This window comes from Halorubrum alkaliphilum (assembly GCF_017873815.1).
Classification (GTDB): domain Archaea; phylum Halobacteriota; class Halobacteria; order Halobacteriales; family Haloferacaceae; genus Halorubrum; species Halorubrum alkaliphilum.
Map to the genome: position 1 here is coordinate 109,595 of NZ_JAGGKQ010000007.1, position 19,099 is coordinate 128,693.

The following is a 19,099-nucleotide window of genomic DNA, read 5'->3' on the forward strand; positions in this document are numbered from 1 at the left end:
CGAACGCGGTCCTTTTCAGGGAGGCGAGCGGACGGATCGGCATGTCAGCACCGTCACGCAGCGACGTGCCGCCGACGTCGATCGGCATCGACCTCCGCGAGGAGGGGGTCGTCGTCGAGTACCTCGACGGTCGGACCACGCTGTATCGGGGGGTTCCGGAGTCGGTCGAGGGCTCTCTCACCGCGGGCCCCGGCAAGGAGACGCACGTCCTCGTCACGGACCCGACCGAGACGGAGGGCGTCATGACCTACGTGAACGACTACAAGACCGACGAGGCGATCCTCGAGGACTCCGGCGTGGGGCGGGTGACGGTCGAGGACGGGGAGACAGACGAGGTGTTCCCGGGCGTCGTCGTCGGCCGAAACGGGCAGCGAAACGAGGTGATCGCCGATCCCGAGATCGCGGGTGGGCGCGTGTTCGTCTTCGTCGAGGACGGCTGGAGCGAGGGGAGCTTCGAGATCGTCGAGGGACCGGAGGAGGGTCTCGACGCCTACCGGTAATGAGCCATCACGCCCCATCGGATGCGGAGTGACATCCATTCCAATGGACACGGATTCGGACGATCTCTTCCGGATCGCTCATCGTGGGTGTCATGACCAGTATCCGGAGAACACGATCGCCGCGGTCGAGGCGGCCGCGCCACACGTCGATGCCGTCGAAGTCGACCTCCGTGCCTGCGGAACCGGCGAGCTCGTCGTGTTCCACGACGAGACGCTTGACCGCGTCACAAGCGGGACGGGACGGATCGACGAAACGCCGCTCGCAGCGATCCGTGAACTCGACGTGTTGGGATCTGGCGAACCGATACCGACACTACGCGAACTGCTCGATGCGATGTCAGCGCTGTCGGAGCCCCCAACCCTCAACGTCGAACTCAAATCATCCGGGATCGCTCCGACGGCGGTCAGTGAGTGCGCCGACACTGATCTGGACGTGTTGTATTCGTCGTTTCACGGGTCGGTCCTGCGTGAGATCCGAACTGCCGGTCCCGACGCCCCGATCGCGGTGGTGTTCAGTGAGCGTCCTGATACGGCGCTCGAACTTGCGGACGAGATTGACGCCGTCGCCGTCCACCCGTGGAAGGGCCTGATCTGTGGCACCGACACGGAAGCCGAAGGGAGCGACCAGTCGACTCTCGACGACGACCTTGTTGCGGCCGCCCACAGCCGCGACCTCGTCGTGAACGCGTGGAGCGTTGAGACCACATCAGAGGTCAAACGGCTCCAAGCGGCGGGCGTCGATGGGGTTATCGCCGATCGCTGCGATATTTTTGGATCGGCTACCGGTTCGGTTGAGCCCGGACACACGAACGCGTCGGACCCCTGACTGCTCGGAAACACGGGATACCCGCGTTTATAATAAAAAGAATGCCGCCATACCGACTCCGCCACCACCGAAGATGAGATACACCGCGTCGACGCCGCGGTTAAAGAGGACAAATGTCGCGGCCGCTAGGACGACAGTAAGCGGATCGAGGACGCCGTCGACGATGAACGACTCGCGCGCAAGCGTGACCGTCGCCCCAAGAATTGCTCCAACGACCGCCGCGTTGACGCCGGTCAGTGCCGTCTGAATCACGTCGTTCTCGCGGACCTTCGCAAAGTACGGGAAAAACCCCATAATGAAAACAAACGAGGGGCCAAACGCGCCGATCGTCGCGACGAGCGCGCCAAGTACGGCGATTGCCAGCAGCCCACCGGAGGCATCCAGCAGTACCTTGTAGCCGACGAACGCAGTGGTCATCACGACTGGGCCCGGCGAGAGCTGACCAATTGCGACCCCATCAACGAACTCCCGTGCCGTCATCCACGCAAACTCGTTGACAACGTACTTTTCGATGAATGGGATGAGGACGAGCCCACCGCCGTAGATGAACGAGCCCGTATACAGCATGAACGCGAACAGCTGGACCCACGTGTTCGACCAGAGCAGAACCAGTAGCCCCCAGATCGGTGAGGCTTCCAGTGCTCCACGCACGCTTGGTCCGAGGAAGTCGAGGAGCCGATCACGAAACGTATAGGCAGCGGCGACGACGCTTCCAACGACCACACCAATGCTCACGGCCCGAAGATTTGTTCGGACCCACGCCGACCGATAGAGCGCGACGGCGATCAGTCCGGCAACGACGAAGGCGACGACCGGGTTCGGATTCAGGGTTGCGGTGACGAGGATCGTCGCGACCAACAACACGACGAGCAGAATGTCGATCTGCCACGTATTTCCGCGAACGTCAAACTCGAAATCGGTTCGTCCTTCTGCGAGCGCTGACTGTCCCATTGACCACGCCGCACCGACGATGAGTCCGATGACAACGGGGTTGATACCGTAAAAGAACGCCTCAACCGAGGGAACTGCCTGAAACGCGAAGTATATCCAGGAAAAAAGCACGACGAGCAAAAACGTCGGGAGCATGAACGCCCCGCCGGCGACGAGCGCACCGAGGTTCCCACCGCGAACCCATCCCATGAATATCCCGAGTTGCGTCGATGCCGGTCCCGGAAGGGTGTTACAGATCGCGAGTCCTTCCATGAACGTCGACTGGTCCGTCCACCCGCTCGACTCCGGATCGTCGGGGTCGTCGTCGACGAGGTCGTCCTCCATCATCGCGATGTGAACGAGCGGACCGCCGAAGCCAACGATTCCAATATAAATAAAGTAGCGTGCGATCCCTCTGAGCGTTTCGGGGGTTGCCTCGCCCCGGTACGAGGAGACATCCGTGGCTGACGTCTCACTCATTTCGGTTGGCCCTCCCGATCCGTCCCTGTCATTATAAACCGATCTTCACCGTAACTGATCCGCATGGAGCGGATTCGAACGCCGCAGGTAAATAGATTCTTACTAATGGTAAAGTATTTGCTTGTATACTATCTCGGTCGAGACATGTGCCGACCGGAGGTCATTACATGACTGCGCGACGGAACGCGATGCTCACAACGGAGGACCGCCGCTGGTTAAGAGGTGAGAAGCGATACGACGGAGAACACGCCAAACAACAGCGATACCAGCGCCGGCGGGACATCCGTGAGCGAATCGACAACTCGATCCGTGATCTCACGATTGTGTTCGATCATCTCGAACCGGCTGAGCAGCAGAAGGTGTTCGAACCCGTGCGCACGGGCGACAGGGTGTCCGACGACCCCGAGCTGACTCGGGGTGTCCGCGATGGGCTCGCGTTCTTACTCCACGGAACCGGAATCACCGACGGAATGGATGATTCCGGAACGCGCGTTGCGGAGACACTCGCGGGAACACTACTAACGGAGGGCATCGAGGCGGTCGGACGAAAGGAGGGGTTCCTTGTCGAGCGCGTCGACATCGAGGCCGACACGCGTCCACTGAGTCGATCGGACCTTGCCGAGCGGCTAGCGAGTGACGACCCCGTGACGGCCGCAGAGTTGGCCGCAGCGATCGAACACGAGGCCGTGGACACGGCGTCAGTACAGGCACACGTCCGTGAGATGCTCATCGACGATACCAAAACGGATCACGGCCGCGAGGACGGAGCAACCGCCTCCGGAGCGAGGAACTCGGACACGGAGGACCAGTCATGAGTATCGAGACGAAAGAAGAGATGTTCCTTCGGGAACTGCGGAAGCTGTACCACGCCGAGCTCGAAATCCTCGACCTTCATCGAGATCTCTCGGCGGCGGCAGCGAGCGAAGAGATATCCGAGCTGTTTGCGAGCCACCGTGACGATACAACCGCACAGATCAACCGTATCGAGCGGATGTTCGAGGCGATCGACGCCGAGCCGAGTGCCCGCCCGAGCCCGATCATGGAAGGGTTGATCGCTGAAAAAGACGAGTTCATCGGCGAAGTCGAACGCGACGACCTTCGCGATATCGACGCCATCGGGATCGGCACGATCAACGAACGGATCGAGATCACGCTGCTCGATCGACTGATCCTGCTCGCGACCGACCTCGGATATCCCGATTCGCTCGTCGACGCGCTGCGGACGAACCGGGCGGAGGCCGAAGACGCCCTCGCACACATGCGGTCGGTCGTCACCGCGGAACGCTCGTAGCTCGGAACCAGGTGCTCGAACGCCGTGGTCGCTCGATCAGTGCGAGTTCAGCGATCGATTTCATCGCCGGAGCATCATCTCGCGTCCGATGCTCTCTCGCAGGTCGCACAGTCTGTCGCCGAGTCTCCCAACGGTCGCCAGTGCGGGATACGTCACCGAATGGTCCTGATACAGGTACGTGGCTACGTCGGGGAGTGTGTCGTCGAGTTGTAGCGAGCGACTCGTCGCGGCGTGTTCGCGCTGCCGACGCCGTGCGATTGCGTCGCAGTTCGACTCCAGCGTCTCCGTCCGCACACGGTAGGCATCGAGCGTTCCGTAGTCGAGATCCGAAAGCGGAGGTTCACCGAGCGTTTGGAGCTCCTCAGCGATCGACCGCAGTCGATCGGCCGCCCGGGTAAGCGATTCCCGCTCCGTATCGACAGCCGTTATGAACTGCTCTCGTTCCTCGATGGATTCCCTGGTCTTTGCGCACAACAATCGGTTATACCGCTCTGTGAACACCGACCCCTGTGTCAGCGCAACGGCGACCTCCGGGCTAAACTCGGCGGCGAGACTCTGCGGGTAGGTGTCGTTGTACTCCGCCTCGTAGTGCGGAACTCCCATCACCGTCTCGCGATACGCGTCACGAACAGCAACGAGGCCGGTTCCCGGTACCTGTTCTTGTCGCTGAAGCGTCTTTGACGACGTGGACGTAGTTGGGGTCTTGCTGGTTGGAATCCGATTAATACGCGATCGGAACGCCTTGAACGCCTGACACTCATCGACGAGCCGCCGCCGTTCGAGATCGAGTGACTCCGTCGCTTCCCGTAGCGGTTTCAGGATGGTCCCGTACTCCACCGCTTTTGATCGCTCTTTGTTGACCCCACCGTTCGGCTGAGACAGCGACTCGTTCCCGGTGTCCGTGCTCTCGCTGTCGTTCGGATCGCTCGGGTCACTGGCGGCCATAGTTCAGGTCAGACAGCTTCCGTACATAATCGATTATATGAGGTATACGACGTGCTCGTCACCCGTTCTGTCCGATATATATCGCTTGATACGACTATATTCATGAGCGACATGAAATAAAAGTAGAACACGACCCATACTCCTATATATCAATAAATAGGGCTCTAATGCCCATGTACGGACATTGTAGCCTACGCCCCTCCGTATATATCACATAGCATACTACTTAACCGATCTCCGACTTTGCTTCGGTGATGGCACCCAGCCAGAACGCGGACGAAACAGGCATCACTCGGCGAACCACGCTCGCGACGATCGCTGGAGTCGGCGCAGTCGCGGTGGCCGGCTGTTCCGATGACGACGGGGAGGACCTCACTGTCGAGGCATCCGGGTCGAATACGGTGCGCCCGCTCACGGACGCCGTCGGCGAGGCGTTCGAGGACTCGCGTGACGACGACGTCCGGATCAACGTCCGCGGACCGGGAACCGGTGCCGGCTTCGAGGAGTTCACGCAGGGCGATACGACCATCCAGAACGCGAGCCGTGACATTTCTGAACCGGAAGCAGCACGGGCAGAAGAGAACGGCATCGAATACACGCGCTTTATTGTCGGACAAGACGGTCTCACGGTGTATCTTCACCCCGACAACGACTGGGTCGACTACCTCACCGCTGACGAACTCCAGCAGATCTACGACTTCGAATCCGATGTCGAGACCTGGAGCGACGTTCGCTCGGAGTGGCCCGACGAAGACATCGATGTCTGGAGCCGGGACACGGACTCCGGCACGTTCGACTTCTTCACAGAGGTGATCAACGGCGAGGCTGCTCGGGTCCGGCAGGACGACATCACGATGCGGCAGGAGACTATCGCTATCGTCGACGGCGTCGCACAGAACCAGTTCGCAATCGGCTTCGGCGGCTGGAGTTTCTGGCAGGAGAACCAGGACCGGGTCAACGCCGCCCCTATTCAGGACCGCGGCGAGAGCGAGGCGTTCGCGCCGACAGTCGAGAACATCAACGCCGGTGATTACACGCCCCTGACGCGACCGCTCTTCACGTTCTATAACAACGAGGATGTGAGCCGGCAGATCGTCCAGGATTTCGCTCGGTTCTACTTCGACAACGTTCAAGATGTCGCCCTCGATGTCGGCTTCTTCGGCGCTCCAGACGCGACGCTGGAGGAGAACCACGAAACGCTGGACCAGCTGATCTGAACGGAGCACGAACGAATGAGCACGGACACCGATCCCGAAATAACGTCGGCTGACGGCCGCGTGGCGGCCGACCAGCGACGTGACCGCCTCGTTCAGGGCGGACTGTTCCTCTGTATTTCGTTCACGTTACTGACGACACTCGCCATCTTTTGGGTGTTGTTCAACGAAGCGACCCACTTCTTTTTCGATGGCCGGTTCAGCGATGTCGTCGTCTCGCTTCTCACCGGCGAGAGCGTGTCCCAGCGGATCACGTTCGTCGAGTTCTTCGCCGGCGAGCGCTGGGACGTGACTCACTCGATCAACCCCGGGTATTGGGTCGGTCCGCTGGTGTGGGGGACGTTTCTGATCACGGTCGGTGCCGCGTTCGTCTCGATCCCAATCGGTACGCTGACGGCACTGTACCTCTCGGAGTACGCCAGCCAGGATGTCCGAAAGTATCTCAAACCGGGGCTGGAGATACTGGCCGGCATCCCGACCATCGTCTACGGCTTTTTCGCCATCTCGTTCATTACGCCGTGGCTGATACGACCGGCGGCCGAGCTGCTCGGCGTCCAGACGCGGTCGGCCAACGTCGCAGCGGGCGCTATCGTCGTTGGCATCATGACGATCCCCATTGTTGCCTCCATCAGCGAGGACGCGATGAGTTCGGTGCCCGATGACCTCCGGAACGGAGCGTACGCGTTGGGGGCAACAAAGTTCGATGTCTCGCTCGGCGTTGTGCTTCCGGCGTCGGTGTCCGGCGTCTTTGCCGCGTACATTCTGGCCATCTCCCGAGCGATAGGCGAAACGATGGCAGTTACCATCGCAGCCGGATTCACCCCACAGATCGCGTTCAGCCCGTTCGTAGAGATACAGACGATGACCGCGTACATGGTCGACGCCGTTCGCGGCGAGGCCGTCGTCGGCAGCATCCGGTATCAGAGCCTCTTCGCGGTCGGACTGTTGCTGTTCATTATCACGCTGGTGATGAACCTCCTGAACAACAAGCTGAAAGAGCGGTACCGGGAGGAGTACAGATGAGTACGCCACCGATGGATGAGCTGTTCGGCGATATCGACCTCGAGTGGGAGCACAGAAAGAACCGCGCGTTCCGGTCGCTCTGCTTCCTCTCGTCGATTCTGGGGCTCGCCGCCCTGGCGCTTCTCATCGCGGATGTCCTCTGGGAAGCCTACCGCGGCGTGTCCGAGTACGACATCGGTATCATCCACTTCATCACGAGCACCGGGTCCGTCAACCCCGATCGGGCGGGAATGTACGGCGCGCTCGTCGGGTCGGTGTTGCTGATCGTTCTGGCGTCTATCATGACGTTCTTCATCGGTGTTGGCGCGGCGATTTACCTCGAAGAGTACGCGCCTGATACCCGGCTGGTTCGACTGATCGACGCGAACTTGGCGAACCTCGCTGGCGTTCCGTCCGTCGTGTACGGGCTGGTCTGTTTCGGACTGCTGATCAACGGCCCGCTTGATCTGGGCCGGATCATTCTCGTCGGCGCAATAGCGCTCGCGCTGGTCGTGTTGCCGATCATTATCGTTTCGGCAATGGAGGCGCTTCGAGCGGTGCCGGACAGCGTCAGAAACGGGTCGTACGCCATCGGCGCAACCCGCTGGCAAACCATCCGACGTGTCGTGTTGCCGGCCGCGATGCCCGGTATCATGACCGGGACGATACTGGCGATCGCTAACGCCTGGGGACAGACTGCGCCGCTTCTGATGGTCGGTGCCATCGCGAGCGCACGACACGTCCCGACCGGTCCCTTCGACGACATCACCGCACTGACGGTCACCATCTTCGACTGGGCGTTCCGTTTTCAGGACCAGTTCCACGTTCTGGCGGCGATGGGTATTGTCGGCCTGCTCGTCGTGCTGCTCGGGATGAACATGGTTGCGATCTACATACGGAGTCGATACGAGAAGGAGCTGAGCTGATCATGGCAACACAAGAACCCGACGACAAACTGATCTCGACCGAGGTATCGGCAGACGAAACCGTCCGCAACGAACGCCCCGACGAGACCGTCCTTGCGGCGAAGGATCTCGATGTGTACTACGGTGAGGACCGTGCCATCGACGACGTTTCCATCGAGATACCCGAAAACAAGGTGACGGCGCTCATCGGTCCCTCCGGCTGTGGAAAGTCGACGTTCCTCAGGTGTATCAACCGCATGAACGACCAGATCGACGTCTGTCGGGTCGACGGCGATGTCGTATTTAAGGGCAAAAACGTCTACGACGGCGATGTCGATCCGGTCGCTCTCCGTCGGAAGATCGGAATGGTGTTTCAGAAACCGAACCCGTTCCCCAAGAGCATCCGTGAGAACGTCACGTATGGCCTCGAAGTACAGGGCAAACCTGCGACTGAGGGGGATGTCGAACGCGCCCTTCGGGGGGCAGCGCTGTACGAGGAAGTACATGACAAACTGGATACTTCCGGACTCGACCTCTCCGGCGGCCAGCAACAGCGGCTCTGTATCGCGCGGGCGATCGCTCCGGACCCGGAGGTGATCCTGATGGACGAGCCCACGAGCGCGCTTGACCCCGTCGCCGCCTCGAAAATCGAGGACCTCATCGACACGCTCGTCGAGGAGTACACGGTGATCATCGTCACCCACAACATGCAACAGGCCGCTCGTATCTCGGATAAGACTGCGGTCTTTCTCACCGGCGGCGAGCTGGTCGAGTTCGACGACACCGCAACGATCTTCGAGAACCCGGCGGACAGCCGGGTTGAAGACTACATCACGGGGAAGTTCGGATAATGCCCCGCGAGAACTACCAAAAGCGGCTCGATGGGCTCAGACGCGACGTCGTCGTCATGGGCGAGTTCGTCCGCGAGCGGTACGACACCGCGATCGAGGCGGCCGAGACCGGCGACGACGACCTCGCACGTGAAGTGATCGAGGGCGATCACGAGATCAACGATCGCTATCTCGAACTCGAAGACGAGTGTACTGAGCTCCTCGCGCTCCAACAGCCCGTCGCCGGCGACCTCCGACTGGTGACCGCGTCGTTCAAGATCAGTACCGACCTCGAACGCGTCGGGGATCTCGCGACCAACCTCGCCGGGTACGGCGGCCCGGACGGCGGGTTCCATCCGGCGGTCGACTTCCGAAACCTCGCCGTCGACGCGGGCGACATGGTCGCCGACGCCGTCGCCGCCTACGAGATGGGGGATCCCGAGGCCTGCCGGACGGTCGCGGCGCGCGACGACGACCTCGACGAGCGCTGTCGGCGGGCCAGCGAGGCGGTCGTCCGGGACCTGTTGGAGGCCGACCGGGCACGAGACGCGAGGAACGGCACCGCCGAGGGGAAGCCGGATCGCTTGGCCGCTGCTCTCGACGACGTCTCCCGCTCCCTGCTTGCGATCCGCGACGTGGAGCGTGTCGGCGACCACGCGGTCAACATCGCGGCGCGAGCGCTGTACATGGTCGAGAACGACGACGAGCTGATCTACTGAGATGACCGACCCCGATGGCCCCTACGAACGGAAAGTCCAGCTGACCGGCGGGACGACGCTCACCGTCTCGCTCCCGAAGTCGTGGGCCCGTGAACACGGGCTCGACGTCGGGGACCGCGTCGAACTCCATCCTCGTGGGAACCGGCTCCTCGTCACGCAGTCGGACGACGACGAGAGGGACCGAACCGTCACGGTGTCGGCACACCGGTACGACCCGCCGCGGCTCGGACGGGTCGTTACCGCCGCGTACGTCGCGGGCGCGAGGACGATCCGAGTCGAGGGTCGACCGAATCGAGCCGCCAGCGAGGCCGTCCGGTCGGCGGTCGCCGGGCTCGTCGGCGTCGAGGTCGCCTCCGAGACCGAAACCGAGCTCGTGGTCCGGACGATGCTCGACGTCGAGGACCTCTCTCCGGCGCAGACGCTCGCACAGATGGAGAGCGTGACCCTCTCGGCTCACGAGGCGGCCGTCGACGCGGTCCTGACCGGCGACGGCGAGGCCGGTCGCCGGATCGCGAGCCAGGACGACACGATCGATCGGCTGTTCGGTCTGATCGCCCGGGAGTTCCACCGGTCGCTCGTCGACGTGACGGGAGACGGGACGGGCGACGGGTTCACGACGTTCGACGCCTATACCATCGCCAGACAGCTGGAGCGTGTCGGCGACCACGCGGAGAAGATCGGTCGGGTCGCCGAGCGCATCGACGACAACCCACCGACCCCAGTCGCGAGCGACCTCGACGACCTCGCGGTCGACGCGCGCGCGGTCGTCCGGAACGCCCTCTCCGCGACGCTCTCCGAGCGCGATCCCGACACGCTGTGTTCGGTACTCACGGAGGGCGAGGCGGTCGTCGAGGCTGCGACCGGGATGGACCAGGACCTGTACGAGCACGATCTCGCGGACGGATACGCGCTCGCGACCGTCGTCGACAGTCTCACGCGGACCGCCGAGTACGGCCGTAACGTCGCGGAAGCGGGCCTCCGTGCGTCGCTTCGCGGGTCAGCACCCGAACGGCTCGCGGAGGCGAACCGATGACGAAGCACCGATCGGTATCACCCTCCGACGCATCCAATACGACAATGACACGAACTGAATCCACTGACGACGAACCGGTCGACGACCGACTCGCCGACACCGACTCCAAGACCGTCCTGACGTTCATGTGCGTCCGAAACGCCGGACGGAGCCAGATGGCGACCGCCTTCGCGGAGCGCGAGGTTTCGGCGCGCGGCCTTGCGGACGACGTCGAGATCGTGACCGGCGGGACTGCCCCCGCTGATAGCGTCCACGGAGTCGTCCTCGAGGCGCTCGCGGAGGTCGACCTCGACGTGAACGGGCGGGAGCCGCAGCCCATCTCCGACGGGACGCTCGAAGGCTCCGACTTCGTCGCGACGATGGGCTGTTCGACGCTCGAACTGCCCGGCGTCGACACCGACGACTGGGACCTCGACGACCCCGGAGAGCGACCGATCGAGGAGGTACGACCGATCCGCGACGAGATCGAACGGCGTGTCGTCGCGCTCTTCGACGAGCGGTTCGGCGAGCGCTGAGGCCGGCCCCGGATCACGACGGAGCGGTGACCGAACGCGTTCCGCGGAGCCGGTCGGCATTGTGATCCGGTCGGTGGGCGTCGCTCGACCCGTGCTCGGTCTCGAACCCGAGACCCGTGTAGAACCCCGCCAGCGAGGCGTCGAACTCCGCGGTAACCCGATCCGTTTCGGGGTTGTCCTCGGCACGTTCGACTGCGCGCTCGACGAGCGTGGACCCGATCCCCCGGCCACGTCGCGCACGCCGGACCGCGACCGCGTCGACGTGGAGGTCGATCGACGGGTCGCCGTCCGGTTCGTCGCGAGTCGACCTCGATTCACTTCCGTGTCGAACCGCGACCAGCGCCCCGACGACCACGCCGGTCCGGTCGAACCGTGCCACGAGCACGTCGCCGGCTCCGATCCGTTCCGCGACCGCCTCGGCGTCAGTTTCCAACATGGCGGCGTCGAGCACGCGGAGCACGTCCAGCCGGTCATCGGGAGTCGCGGGCTCGATCGTGATCCCGTCGATCACGGTCCCTCCCGTCGCCTCCCGATCGGTCACGTCTCCGCCGGTCACATCTCCGCCGGTCATGTCTCCGCCGGTCACGTCTCCGCCGGTCACGTCTCCGCCGGTCACCGGTGCCCTCCCTGTATCAGTCGGAGCAGTCGGACCTGCTCGGCGTCGACGACGCGGTCGCCGGGGACGGGCGAGCCGTCGACGAGCACCGACGCCTCCTGTGGATGGTAGCCGGCGGCACGGATCAGATCGGCGTACGTCGCGTCGGCGGCGAGGGTGTGCTCCTCGGTGCCCTCGCCGACGACGTCGACGATCACGTTCATGGACGTCATAGCCGGGCGGCGGTGATCAACCACACGGTTCGGATCGGCCGGTCGCCGTCGCCGGCGGCTACCCGTAACTGGTCGATGGATCTGCGCTGACTACCTCCGGCCATCCAACCACGCTTCACGCCATCGTACCGGCGATTCACATGACCTGAACTCGCTCAGAAGTCGTCCTCGAAGACGAACGTGCCGTCGCGCTGGACGACCTCGCCGTCGACCTCGATGACGGAGTCCTCGCTCATGTCGACTATCATGTCGACGTGCTCGGCGGACTCGTTGATCTCGTTGTCCTCGCCCACCGTCTCCGGGTACGCGGAGCCGACCGCCATGTGGACGGTGTCGCCCATCTTCTCGTCGAACAGCATGTTGTAGGTGAACCGGTCGATCTGGCGGTTCATCCCGATGCCGAGTTCGCCGAGGCGATGCGAGCCCTCGTCGGTGTCGAGGATCCCAGTCAGCAGATCCTCGTTGCGCTCGGCGGAGTGGGAGACGACCTTCCCGTCCTCGAATCGCAGCCGAACCCCGCCGATCTCGCGACCGTAGCGGTATAAAGGGAGATCGAAGTGGACCTCGCCGTTAACCCCGTCCCGGGTGGGCGCGGTGAACACCTCGCCGCCCGGGAGGTTCGCCTCGCCGTAGTCGTTGAGCGTGGAGTTGCCGGACACGTCGAGCGTGAGCTCCGTCTCCTCGCCGGACGTGATCCGGACCTCGTCGGCGTCGTCGAGGATCTCGACCATGTTCGACTGGAACTCGCGCTGTTCGTCCCAGTCCAGCGAGACGGCGTCCCAGACGAAGTTCTCGTACGCCTCCGTGCTCATGCCGGCGAGTTGGGCATGGCTCGCGGTCGGATACTGGGTGAGACACCACGTCTTCGAGAGACGAGTCCGTTTGACCTCCTCCATCGCGCGGTTGTACGCGGCGTTCGTCTCCGGATCGACGTCGGCGTCCTCGGTAGCGTTCGCGCCGCCGCGCGCGATGACGAAGACGTCGGCCTCCTCATAGAGCGCGCGGCGATGCCCCGGCTCGGAGAACTCCTCGGAGGAGCGTTTAAAAGCGCGCTGGGCGCGCTTCGAGTAGTTGAGGTAGATCGGGTTGGCTCCACGGTCCCCGCAGACCTCGTGGAGGGCGACCGCGAGGTCCTCGGCCTCCTTCGGCATCTGGATGACGACGTCATCGCCCGCCCCGATGCCCGTGGAGTGGTCGGCGATCGTCTCGGCGTGTTCCCGTACGCGTGCGTCCATGTCTCAGCCGTCTCGCCGCGGGGGATTACCGCTTTCCCTTCGGATGCCGGCTCGACACAACGGGTTTGACCCCGCACCGCGTAGTCAGACCATGGCTCGGTTCGCGTTCAGGCTCGTCGCGGCGACAGTGGGCGTCGGTCTCATCGTCGCGTACCTGCTCGCGGCGCTGCTCGTCGTCGAGGGGATGAGATATCTCGGATCGCTCCTGCCGAGCCTCGTCGAGCTGGTCGCGCTACTCGTCGTCGCGACGCTCGTGTCGACGTACGTCGGCTATCGCTTCGGAACGTCGCGTCTGGTCGCCGCCATCGAGACGGACCGCCTGTCGCGCGAACGAACCCCGCAGCTCCACCGACGACTCGACGGGCTCGTCGCCCGGATGGACGTCGACCGGCCGGCGCTGTACGTCGCGGACCTCCGAGCGCCGAACGCCTTCGCGGTCGGCGGCTCCGAGGGCGGCGCGCTCGTGGTCGACCGGTCGCTGTTCCGGCTGTTGCCGCCGCCGGAGCTTGGAGGAATCCTCGCACACGAGCTCGCCCATCTGGAGGGAAACGACGGCCTCACTGCCGCGATCGTCGACGGCTTCGCTCGGACCGCTACCGGGATCGTAACGCTCGCGGCGCTGCCGGCGTTGCTGTCGCTTTCCGGACTCGCCCACGGCACGGCGTGGATCCGCGGACGCCCGGGTGATCGGTCCGGTCTCTTCGCGCGGCTCCACCGGACGCTCTCGAACGCGTTGTTCGCCGGCTTCGTGCTCGCGACGCTGCTCGTTCGGGCGCGCTCACGACGACGGGAGTTCGCGGCCGACGACCGCGCCGCGGAGGTGACGGGCGATCCGATGGCGCTCGCGCGGGCACTCCGACGGATCGAGCGCGCGACCGAGCCGACGTGGCCGTTCGCGCCCGTCTCCACACGGAAACGGACCGACGATCCGGCCGAGCGCTGGCTGTCGACACACCCCTCGACCGACGAGCGCGTCGAGCGCCTGCGCCAGCGGGCCGCGTCGCAGGAGTCGGGACAGCGGATCCCGCTCGGACCGTCGGAGTGAATCGCCGGAGGCGAGCGGTCTCTCGTTGTAAGCAACACGAACCGTGTAACGTCGAACCGTGTAACGTCGAACCATGTAACTTCGAACCGGCTATGAGAACGATCGGTACCGACCATAGGAAAGTATTGAAGACGAATATTTTTCAACGTGCGTCCTATAACACTCTATTACGAACGTATTCGCTTATGACAGCAATGAACACTGCGGAATTCGAGACTGACCTCAGTCTCTTCAAATACGACCATCTCGAACAGCTCCCTCCGGAGTATCGGGGACTCACGGAGGACGCGCGAACGAACCGTATCGAGGCCGCGCTACGGACTCTCGGCGACGACGTGGTGATACTGGGCCACAACTATCAGCGACGAGAGATAGTCGAGCACGCCGACTTCGTCGGCGACTCCTACCAGCTGAGCAAGGAGGCTGCCGCCGCCGACGCCGAGTACGTCGTCTTCGGCGGAGTCACGTTCATGGCCGAGTCCGCGGACGTCATCACCGATCCCGATCAGACGGTCCTGCTTCCGAGCATGGAGGCATCCTGTCCGATGGCCGGGATGGCCGAGGCGCTCCAAGTCGACGCGGCGTGGGAGGAACTCACTGCCGAGACCGACGCGGACGTGATCCCGGTGACCTATATGAACAGCTACGCCGACCTCAAGGCGTTCTGTGCCGAGCAGGGCGGGCTAGTCTGTACGTCCTCGAACGCACACGAGGCGTTCGAGTACGCCCTCGATCGGGGCGACAAGGTGCTGTTCCTCCCGGACAAACACCTCGGGGAGAACACGGCGCACCGTCTCGGGCTGGAAGAGGAGATCGCACGGTGGGACCCGTGGGCCGCGGAGTCGGCCGACGCGAGCAGCGTCGTCGAGAACGACGTGATCCTCTGGGACGGCTACTGTCAGGTCCACGAGCGCTTCCGCGAGTCACACGTCGAATCGGTCCGCGAGGAACACGACGACGTCGACGTGGTCGTCCACCCCGAGTGTCGTCGAGAGGTCGTCGAGGCGGCCGACGTGGTCGGATCCACCGCGACGATTCGTGAAACAGTCGCAAACGCCGATGCCGGCGACACGTGGGCGATCGGGACCGAGATCCACCTCGCCAACCACCTCGGGCGCTGGCATCCCGAGGTGAATGTCGTCCCGCTGTGTGGCGACGCCTGTATGGACTGTAACGCGATGCGACAGATCGACCCCAACTACCTCGCGTGGATCCTCGAAGAGCTGGCCGCGGGTCGCGAACACAACGTCATCGAGGTCGCGCCGGAGGAAAAGGAGCTCGCACGGGTCGCGCTCGACCGAATGTTAGAGATCTGATCCATGACCGGACACGAGACCACGGACGTTCTCGTCGTCGGATCGGGGATCGCCGGGCTCGCGGCCGCCCTCGCCGCGGCCCGCGAGGGGAACGAGGTCGTCGTCGCGACGAAGGCCACCCGTCCGGAGGCGGCGTCCTCCTGGTGGGCACAGGGCGGTATCGCAGTCGCTCGCGATCACCCGGATCGGTTCAGACGGGACATCGTCGCCGCCTCGGACGACACGGCCGACCCGGACGCCGTCGACGTGCTCGTCGAGAACGCGAACGACGCCGTACACGACGTGCTCGTCGAGACGCTCGACGTGGCGTTCGACGCCGCGACCGAGGGTCGCGCAGCGACCGACCGAACGGTCCTCGGGGAACGTCTCGACGGCGACGGCGGCTTCGACTTCGGTCGGGAGGCGGGTCACGGCGAGGACCGTATCCTTCACGTCGGTGCCGAGACGGGCAAGCACGTCCACGTCCCGTTGTTGAACCACGTTGCCGACCGTGAGGGCGTGACGGTACGGACCGGCGTCGCCGCACTGGACCTGATCCGTCACGAGGGGCGAGTCCACGGCGCTATCGTGGAGTCCGACGGCGGTTGCGCTCCCGTCTACGCCGGTTCGACCGTGCTGGCGACCGGGGGGATCGGCGACCTCTTCGCCCGTTCCACGAATCCTTCGGGTGCTACCGGCGACGGCGTCGCAATGGCGGCTCTCGCCGGGGCGGACGTGACGGATATGGAGTTCGTTCAGTTCCACCCGACCGCGTACGCCGCGGGTCCGGAGGAGGAGACCTTCCTCGTCAGCGAGGCCGTTCGGGGGAACGGGGCCCTCCTCCGAAACGGAACCGGAGAGCGCTTCATGCCTGATGTCCACCCGGACGCCGAGTTGGCACCGCGAGATGTCGTCGCGCGCGCGGTGGCCCGGGAACGCGCGACCACGGGATCGGTGGTTCTCGACGTGGACCCGGTGGACTTCGCCGACCGGTTCCCCGGGCTCGCGGAGGAATGTGAGGCCCGCGGGGTCGACTGGACCGCCGGGATCCCGGTTGCGCCGGCCGAGCACTTCCTCTGTGGCGGCATCGACGTGGACGACCGCGGGCGAACGAGTCTCGACCGGCTGTACGCCGTCGGCGAGTGCGCACGCACGGGCGTTCACGGCGCGAACCGGCTCGCGTCCACGAGCCTGCTTGAAGGACTGGTCTGGGGACTTCGCGCCGGCAGGGACGCGGCGGGGGCCGAGCCCGTCGCAGTCGAGACGGCCGACCTGCTCGATCGAGACCCGGGTCTTCCCGACGACTTCGCCCGTCAAAAGCTCCGGCGTCTGCGCCGCGTGATGGAGGAGTGTGCGGGCATCGAGCGCGACCCGGCCGACCTGCGTCGTGCGGTCTCCGTCCTTCGACGACTCAAGGGCGAGGTCGACGCCTACGTCAGAACGCGTACCTCCCGCTCGCTTTACGAACTGCGTCACGCGACGGTGACGGCCCTGTTGGTGACCCGTCAGGCGCTGGCGAACGAAGAGAGCGTCGGGACGCACTACCTGATCGACGGTACCGAGTCGACCGAAGCGGGACCGGCGGCCGACGACTGATGATCCTCGACAGCGACATTGAGCGATGGCTTCGAGAAGACGTCGGCCACCACGACGTAACCGATCAGGTGCCCGGCGAGACCGCTGGCCGACTCGTCGCCAAGGAGGGCGGCGTCGCCGCCGGAGTGGACGCCGCGAACGCCGTCTTCGACTACCTCGATGTGACCGTGACCGAACGGGTTGACGACGGCGACTCCATCGAACCCGGTGAGATACTGTTGCGGGTCGAGGGACCGGCCCGGGCGGTGTTACGCGGCGAGCGCGTCGCGGTGAACGTCGCCGGTCACGCGTCCGGCGTCGCGACGAGGACCGCCGCGGCCGTGTCGGCCGCGCGCTCGGTCGACGAGGACGTGCGGATCGCGGCGACGCGAAAGACCACCCCCGGCCTGCGGGGGATCGAGAAGCGGGCCGTCGCGGCCGCAGGGGGAGACACGCACCGGCTCGACCTCTCACACATGGTGATGGTCAAGGACAACCACGTCGCCGAGTTGGGGCTGGTCGGCGCGATCGAACGCTTCAAGGAGCGAGCCTCCTTCGCGACCGCTCTGGACGTGGAGGTCGAGGCACCGCGGGACGCAGCACGCGCCGCCGAGGCCGGCGCTGACGTGGTCCTCCTGGACAATATGACCCCGGAAGAGACGAGGGAAGCAGTGGAACGCGTGGCAGGTAGCAGCGCCGACGCGCTGACGGAAGCCTCCGGCGGGATCACGACCGAAACCGTCCCGGAGTACGCCGCGACCGGCGTGGACGTAATCTCCATGGGAAGTCTCACCCACTCCGCGCCGACGCTCAATCTGTCGTTTCTGACCGGGGCAGACTGACGGGACCGACCCACGAGCGCGCCGAGCGACTTCGGGGGCGAGCGCGGACGACGACCCGGTCGTACCCGGAGAGCAAGCGTGATCGGTTCCGGCGCGTGGTGTTTCGTCGTTCATGAGAGGACGGTAAGGAATATTTTTGTAGTAAGGATGTTTACCTTGATGTAAGATATGGCCGTCTCGGAGGACGCAACCGTCACGAGCAAGGGACAAGTGACGATCCCGAAGCGGATCAGGGACGAACTCGGACTTCGGGCGGGTACGGAGATCGAGTTCACGATCGAGGAGGACGGTACGATCCGTGTCCGACCGAAAGAACCCGCGATCGACCGTCTTCGCGCGGTTAAAGAACAGCTGTCGGAACGCGACGTGGACGTCGAGGAGATGCGGCGGGAGTCGAAGACCGCGTGGAGTTCACACGTCGACGGGGACGGTGCGTGATCTTTCTGGATTCGTGGGTCTGGCTGGAGTTCGTTTTCAGCGGTGACAAGGGGAGCGAAGCCGAAGCGCTCATCGAACGGACGAACACCCCGGCGGAGGGTGGGCTCATCGCGCCGACGATCATCACGGAGGTCTCGTATCGGACTCGCGTCGTCGAGGATCGGGAGACGGCCGAGGAGGTGGTCCGTTCGATCCGGGACCTCGAACACGTCGAGAGCATGCCGGTGATCGACGAGATCGCGGAGTACGCGGCGGAACTCCGGTTTAAATACTACGAGCCGGGAGAACGGGAACTGTCGTACGCGGACGCGATACACCTCGCGACCGCCGTCGTCCACGACGACTGCGACGTGCTCTACTCCGGGGATCCCGATTTTGCCGACCTCGATGAGATAGAGACCGTCGTCCTGTGACCGGCCCGGCCTTCGGAAGCGCTGGTGCTGCTGATCTTATAAGGAACAGTGTTGCGTACCGCTCATGTAGTCACACATGGTTCCAGTCGGGTTCGATCACTTATAATAAACGATGCGGTGGCGCGCGCCTCCGAGCGCCCGGCAGGGCGCGAGTAGGGAGAGACCGAAGGTCTCTCTGACAGCCGGCGGCAACGCCGCCGGCGAGAGCACGCGCGAGGTCGCCGGCGCTCCGCGCCGG

The 19,099-nt window shown here is 64.2% G+C and carries 22 protein-coding genes; 17 read left to right on the forward strand and 5 right to left on the reverse strand.

The window, feature by feature from the left end; all coding sequences use genetic code 11:
* The first annotated feature begins 41 nt into the window (after nt 1-41).
* Nucleotides 42-500 (forward strand): DUF5796 family protein, encoded by a 459-nt coding sequence (locus J2751_RS06950; RefSeq protein WP_209484486.1) that lies wholly within the window; start codon nt 42-44, stop codon nt 498-500.
* A 43-nt stretch (nt 501-543) separates the two neighbouring features.
* The gene (locus tag J2751_RS06955; protein ID WP_209484488.1) at nt 544-1,326 is read left to right on the forward strand and encodes a glycerophosphodiester phosphodiesterase; all 783 of its coding nucleotides are present in this window, start codon (nt 544-546) and stop codon (nt 1,324-1,326) included.
* Between the two features lie 27 nt (nt 1,327-1,353).
* Here the strand turns inward: J2751_RS06955 and chrA are convergent, their stop codons facing one another.
* Nucleotides 1,354-2,736 carry a chromate efflux transporter gene (gene chrA, locus J2751_RS06960; protein ID WP_209484490.1) on the reverse strand — a complete coding sequence of 461 codons (1,383 nt, stop codon included), beginning with the start codon at nt 2,734-2,736 and terminating at the stop codon, nt 1,354-1,356.
* Between the two features lie 167 nt (nt 2,737-2,903).
* Here chrA and J2751_RS06965 point away from each other — a divergent pair, with 167 nt between their 5' ends.
* Entirely contained in the window at nt 2,904-3,551 is a 648-nt protein-coding gene (locus tag J2751_RS06965; protein WP_209484492.1) for a hypothetical protein, read from the forward strand.
* On the forward strand, nt 3,548-4,027 hold the full coding sequence (locus tag J2751_RS06970; RefSeq protein ID WP_209484494.1) for a DUF892 family protein: 480 nt from the start codon (nt 3,548-3,550) through the stop codon (nt 4,025-4,027). Before J2751_RS06965 ends, J2751_RS06970 begins: the two co-directional genes overlap by 4 nt.
* A 60-nt stretch (nt 4,028-4,087) precedes the next feature.
* On the opposite strand, the gene J2751_RS06975 is transcribed toward J2751_RS06970, so the two are convergent.
* Nucleotides 4,088-4,972, reverse strand: a complete 885-nt coding sequence (locus J2751_RS06975; protein ID WP_245202658.1) for a DUF7260 family protein — start codon at nt 4,970-4,972, stop codon at nt 4,088-4,090.
* A 254-nt stretch (nt 4,973-5,226) separates the two neighbouring features.
* On the opposite strand from J2751_RS06975, the gene J2751_RS06980 reads away from it, so the two are divergent.
* From J2751_RS06980 to J2751_RS07010, 7 genes are read left to right on the forward strand one after another with little or no spacing between them, the layout of a single operon-like run.
* Nucleotides 5,227-6,189 (forward strand): phosphate ABC transporter substrate-binding protein PstS family protein, encoded by a 963-nt coding sequence (locus tag J2751_RS06980; RefSeq protein ID WP_209484496.1) that lies wholly within the window; start codon nt 5,227-5,229, stop codon nt 6,187-6,189.
* A gap of 15 nt (nt 6,190-6,204) precedes the next feature.
* Nucleotides 6,205-7,209: a phosphate ABC transporter permease subunit PstC gene (gene pstC, locus J2751_RS06985; RefSeq protein ID WP_209484498.1), complete on the forward strand. Its 1,005-nt coding sequence runs from the start codon at nt 6,205-6,207 to the stop codon at nt 7,207-7,209.
* Nucleotides 7,206-8,114: a phosphate ABC transporter permease PstA gene (gene pstA / locus J2751_RS06990; protein ID WP_209484500.1), complete on the forward strand. Its 909-nt coding sequence runs from the start codon at nt 7,206-7,208 to the stop codon at nt 8,112-8,114. The genes pstC and pstA overlap by 4 nt, the downstream gene beginning before the upstream one ends.
* Nucleotides 8,115-8,116: 2 nt before the next feature.
* Nucleotides 8,117-8,944 carry a phosphate ABC transporter ATP-binding protein PstB gene (gene pstB, locus J2751_RS06995; RefSeq protein ID WP_209484502.1) on the forward strand — a complete coding sequence of 276 codons (828 nt, stop codon included), beginning with the start codon at nt 8,117-8,119 and terminating at the stop codon, nt 8,942-8,944.
* Nucleotides 8,944-9,642 (forward strand): phosphate signaling complex protein PhoU, encoded by a 699-nt coding sequence (phoU, locus tag J2751_RS07000; protein WP_209484504.1) that lies wholly within the window; start codon nt 8,944-8,946, stop codon nt 9,640-9,642. The genes pstB and phoU overlap by 1 nt, the downstream gene beginning before the upstream one ends.
* 1 nt (nt 9,643) lies before the next feature.
* Entirely contained in the window at nt 9,644-10,675 is a 1,032-nt protein-coding gene (locus J2751_RS07005) for a phosphate signaling complex PhoU family protein (RefSeq protein ID WP_209484506.1), read from the forward strand.
* Between the two features lie 44 nt (nt 10,676-10,719).
* A complete protein-coding gene (locus J2751_RS07010; RefSeq protein ID WP_209484508.1) occupies nt 10,720-11,190 on the forward strand; it encodes an arsenate-mycothiol transferase ArsC in 471 nt (156 codons plus the stop codon).
* A gap of 13 nt (nt 11,191-11,203) precedes the next feature.
* On the opposite strand, the gene J2751_RS07015 is transcribed toward J2751_RS07010, so the two are convergent.
* From J2751_RS07015 to J2751_RS07025, 3 genes are all read right to left on the reverse strand, one after another.
* The gene (locus J2751_RS07015; protein ID WP_321168634.1) at nt 11,204-11,806 is read right to left on the reverse strand and encodes a GNAT family N-acetyltransferase; all 603 of its coding nucleotides are present in this window, start codon (nt 11,804-11,806) and stop codon (nt 11,204-11,206) included.
* Nucleotides 11,803-12,009 carry a ubiquitin-like small modifier protein SAMP2 gene (gene samp2, locus J2751_RS07020; protein WP_209484510.1) on the reverse strand — a complete coding sequence of 69 codons (207 nt, stop codon included), beginning with the start codon at nt 12,007-12,009 and terminating at the stop codon, nt 11,803-11,805. Before samp2 ends, J2751_RS07015 begins: the two co-directional genes overlap by 4 nt.
* Before the next feature lie 164 nt (nt 12,010-12,173).
* Complete coding sequence (locus tag J2751_RS07025) at nt 12,174-13,253, reverse strand: aminopeptidase (RefSeq protein WP_209484512.1); 1,080 nt, start codon at nt 13,251-13,253, stop codon at nt 12,174-12,176.
* Nucleotides 13,254-13,344: 91 nt separating this feature from the next.
* On the opposite strand from J2751_RS07025, the gene J2751_RS07030 reads away from it, so the two are divergent.
* The 6 genes from J2751_RS07030 (at nt 13,345) to J2751_RS07055 (ending at nt 18,861) form a co-directional block, all read left to right on the forward strand.
* A complete protein-coding gene (locus J2751_RS07030) occupies nt 13,345-14,298 on the forward strand; it encodes a M48 family metallopeptidase (RefSeq protein WP_209484514.1) in 954 nt (317 codons plus the stop codon).
* A 185-nt stretch (nt 14,299-14,483) separates the two neighbouring features.
* Nucleotides 14,484-15,614, forward strand: coding sequence for a quinolinate synthase NadA (gene nadA / locus J2751_RS07035; RefSeq protein WP_209484516.1), 1,131 nt, complete (start codon nt 14,484-14,486; stop codon nt 15,612-15,614).
* 3 nt (nt 15,615-15,617) lie between these two features.
* On the forward strand, nt 15,618-17,189 hold the full coding sequence (locus tag J2751_RS07040) for an L-aspartate oxidase (protein WP_209484518.1): 1,572 nt from the start codon (nt 15,618-15,620) through the stop codon (nt 17,187-17,189).
* Nucleotides 17,189-18,010, forward strand: a complete 822-nt coding sequence (gene nadC / locus J2751_RS07045; protein WP_209484520.1) for a carboxylating nicotinate-nucleotide diphosphorylase — start codon at nt 17,189-17,191, stop codon at nt 18,008-18,010. Before J2751_RS07040 ends, nadC begins: the two co-directional genes overlap by 1 nt.
* A gap of 168 nt (nt 18,011-18,178) precedes the next feature.
* Entirely contained in the window at nt 18,179-18,448 is a 270-nt protein-coding gene (locus J2751_RS07050) for an AbrB/MazE/SpoVT family DNA-binding domain-containing protein (protein ID WP_209484522.1), read from the forward strand.
* Complete coding sequence (locus tag J2751_RS07055; RefSeq protein ID WP_209484525.1) at nt 18,445-18,861, forward strand: type II toxin-antitoxin system VapC family toxin; 417 nt, start codon at nt 18,445-18,447, stop codon at nt 18,859-18,861. Before J2751_RS07050 ends, J2751_RS07055 begins: the two co-directional genes overlap by 4 nt.
* The last annotated feature ends 238 nt before the right edge of the window (nt 18,862-19,099 follow it).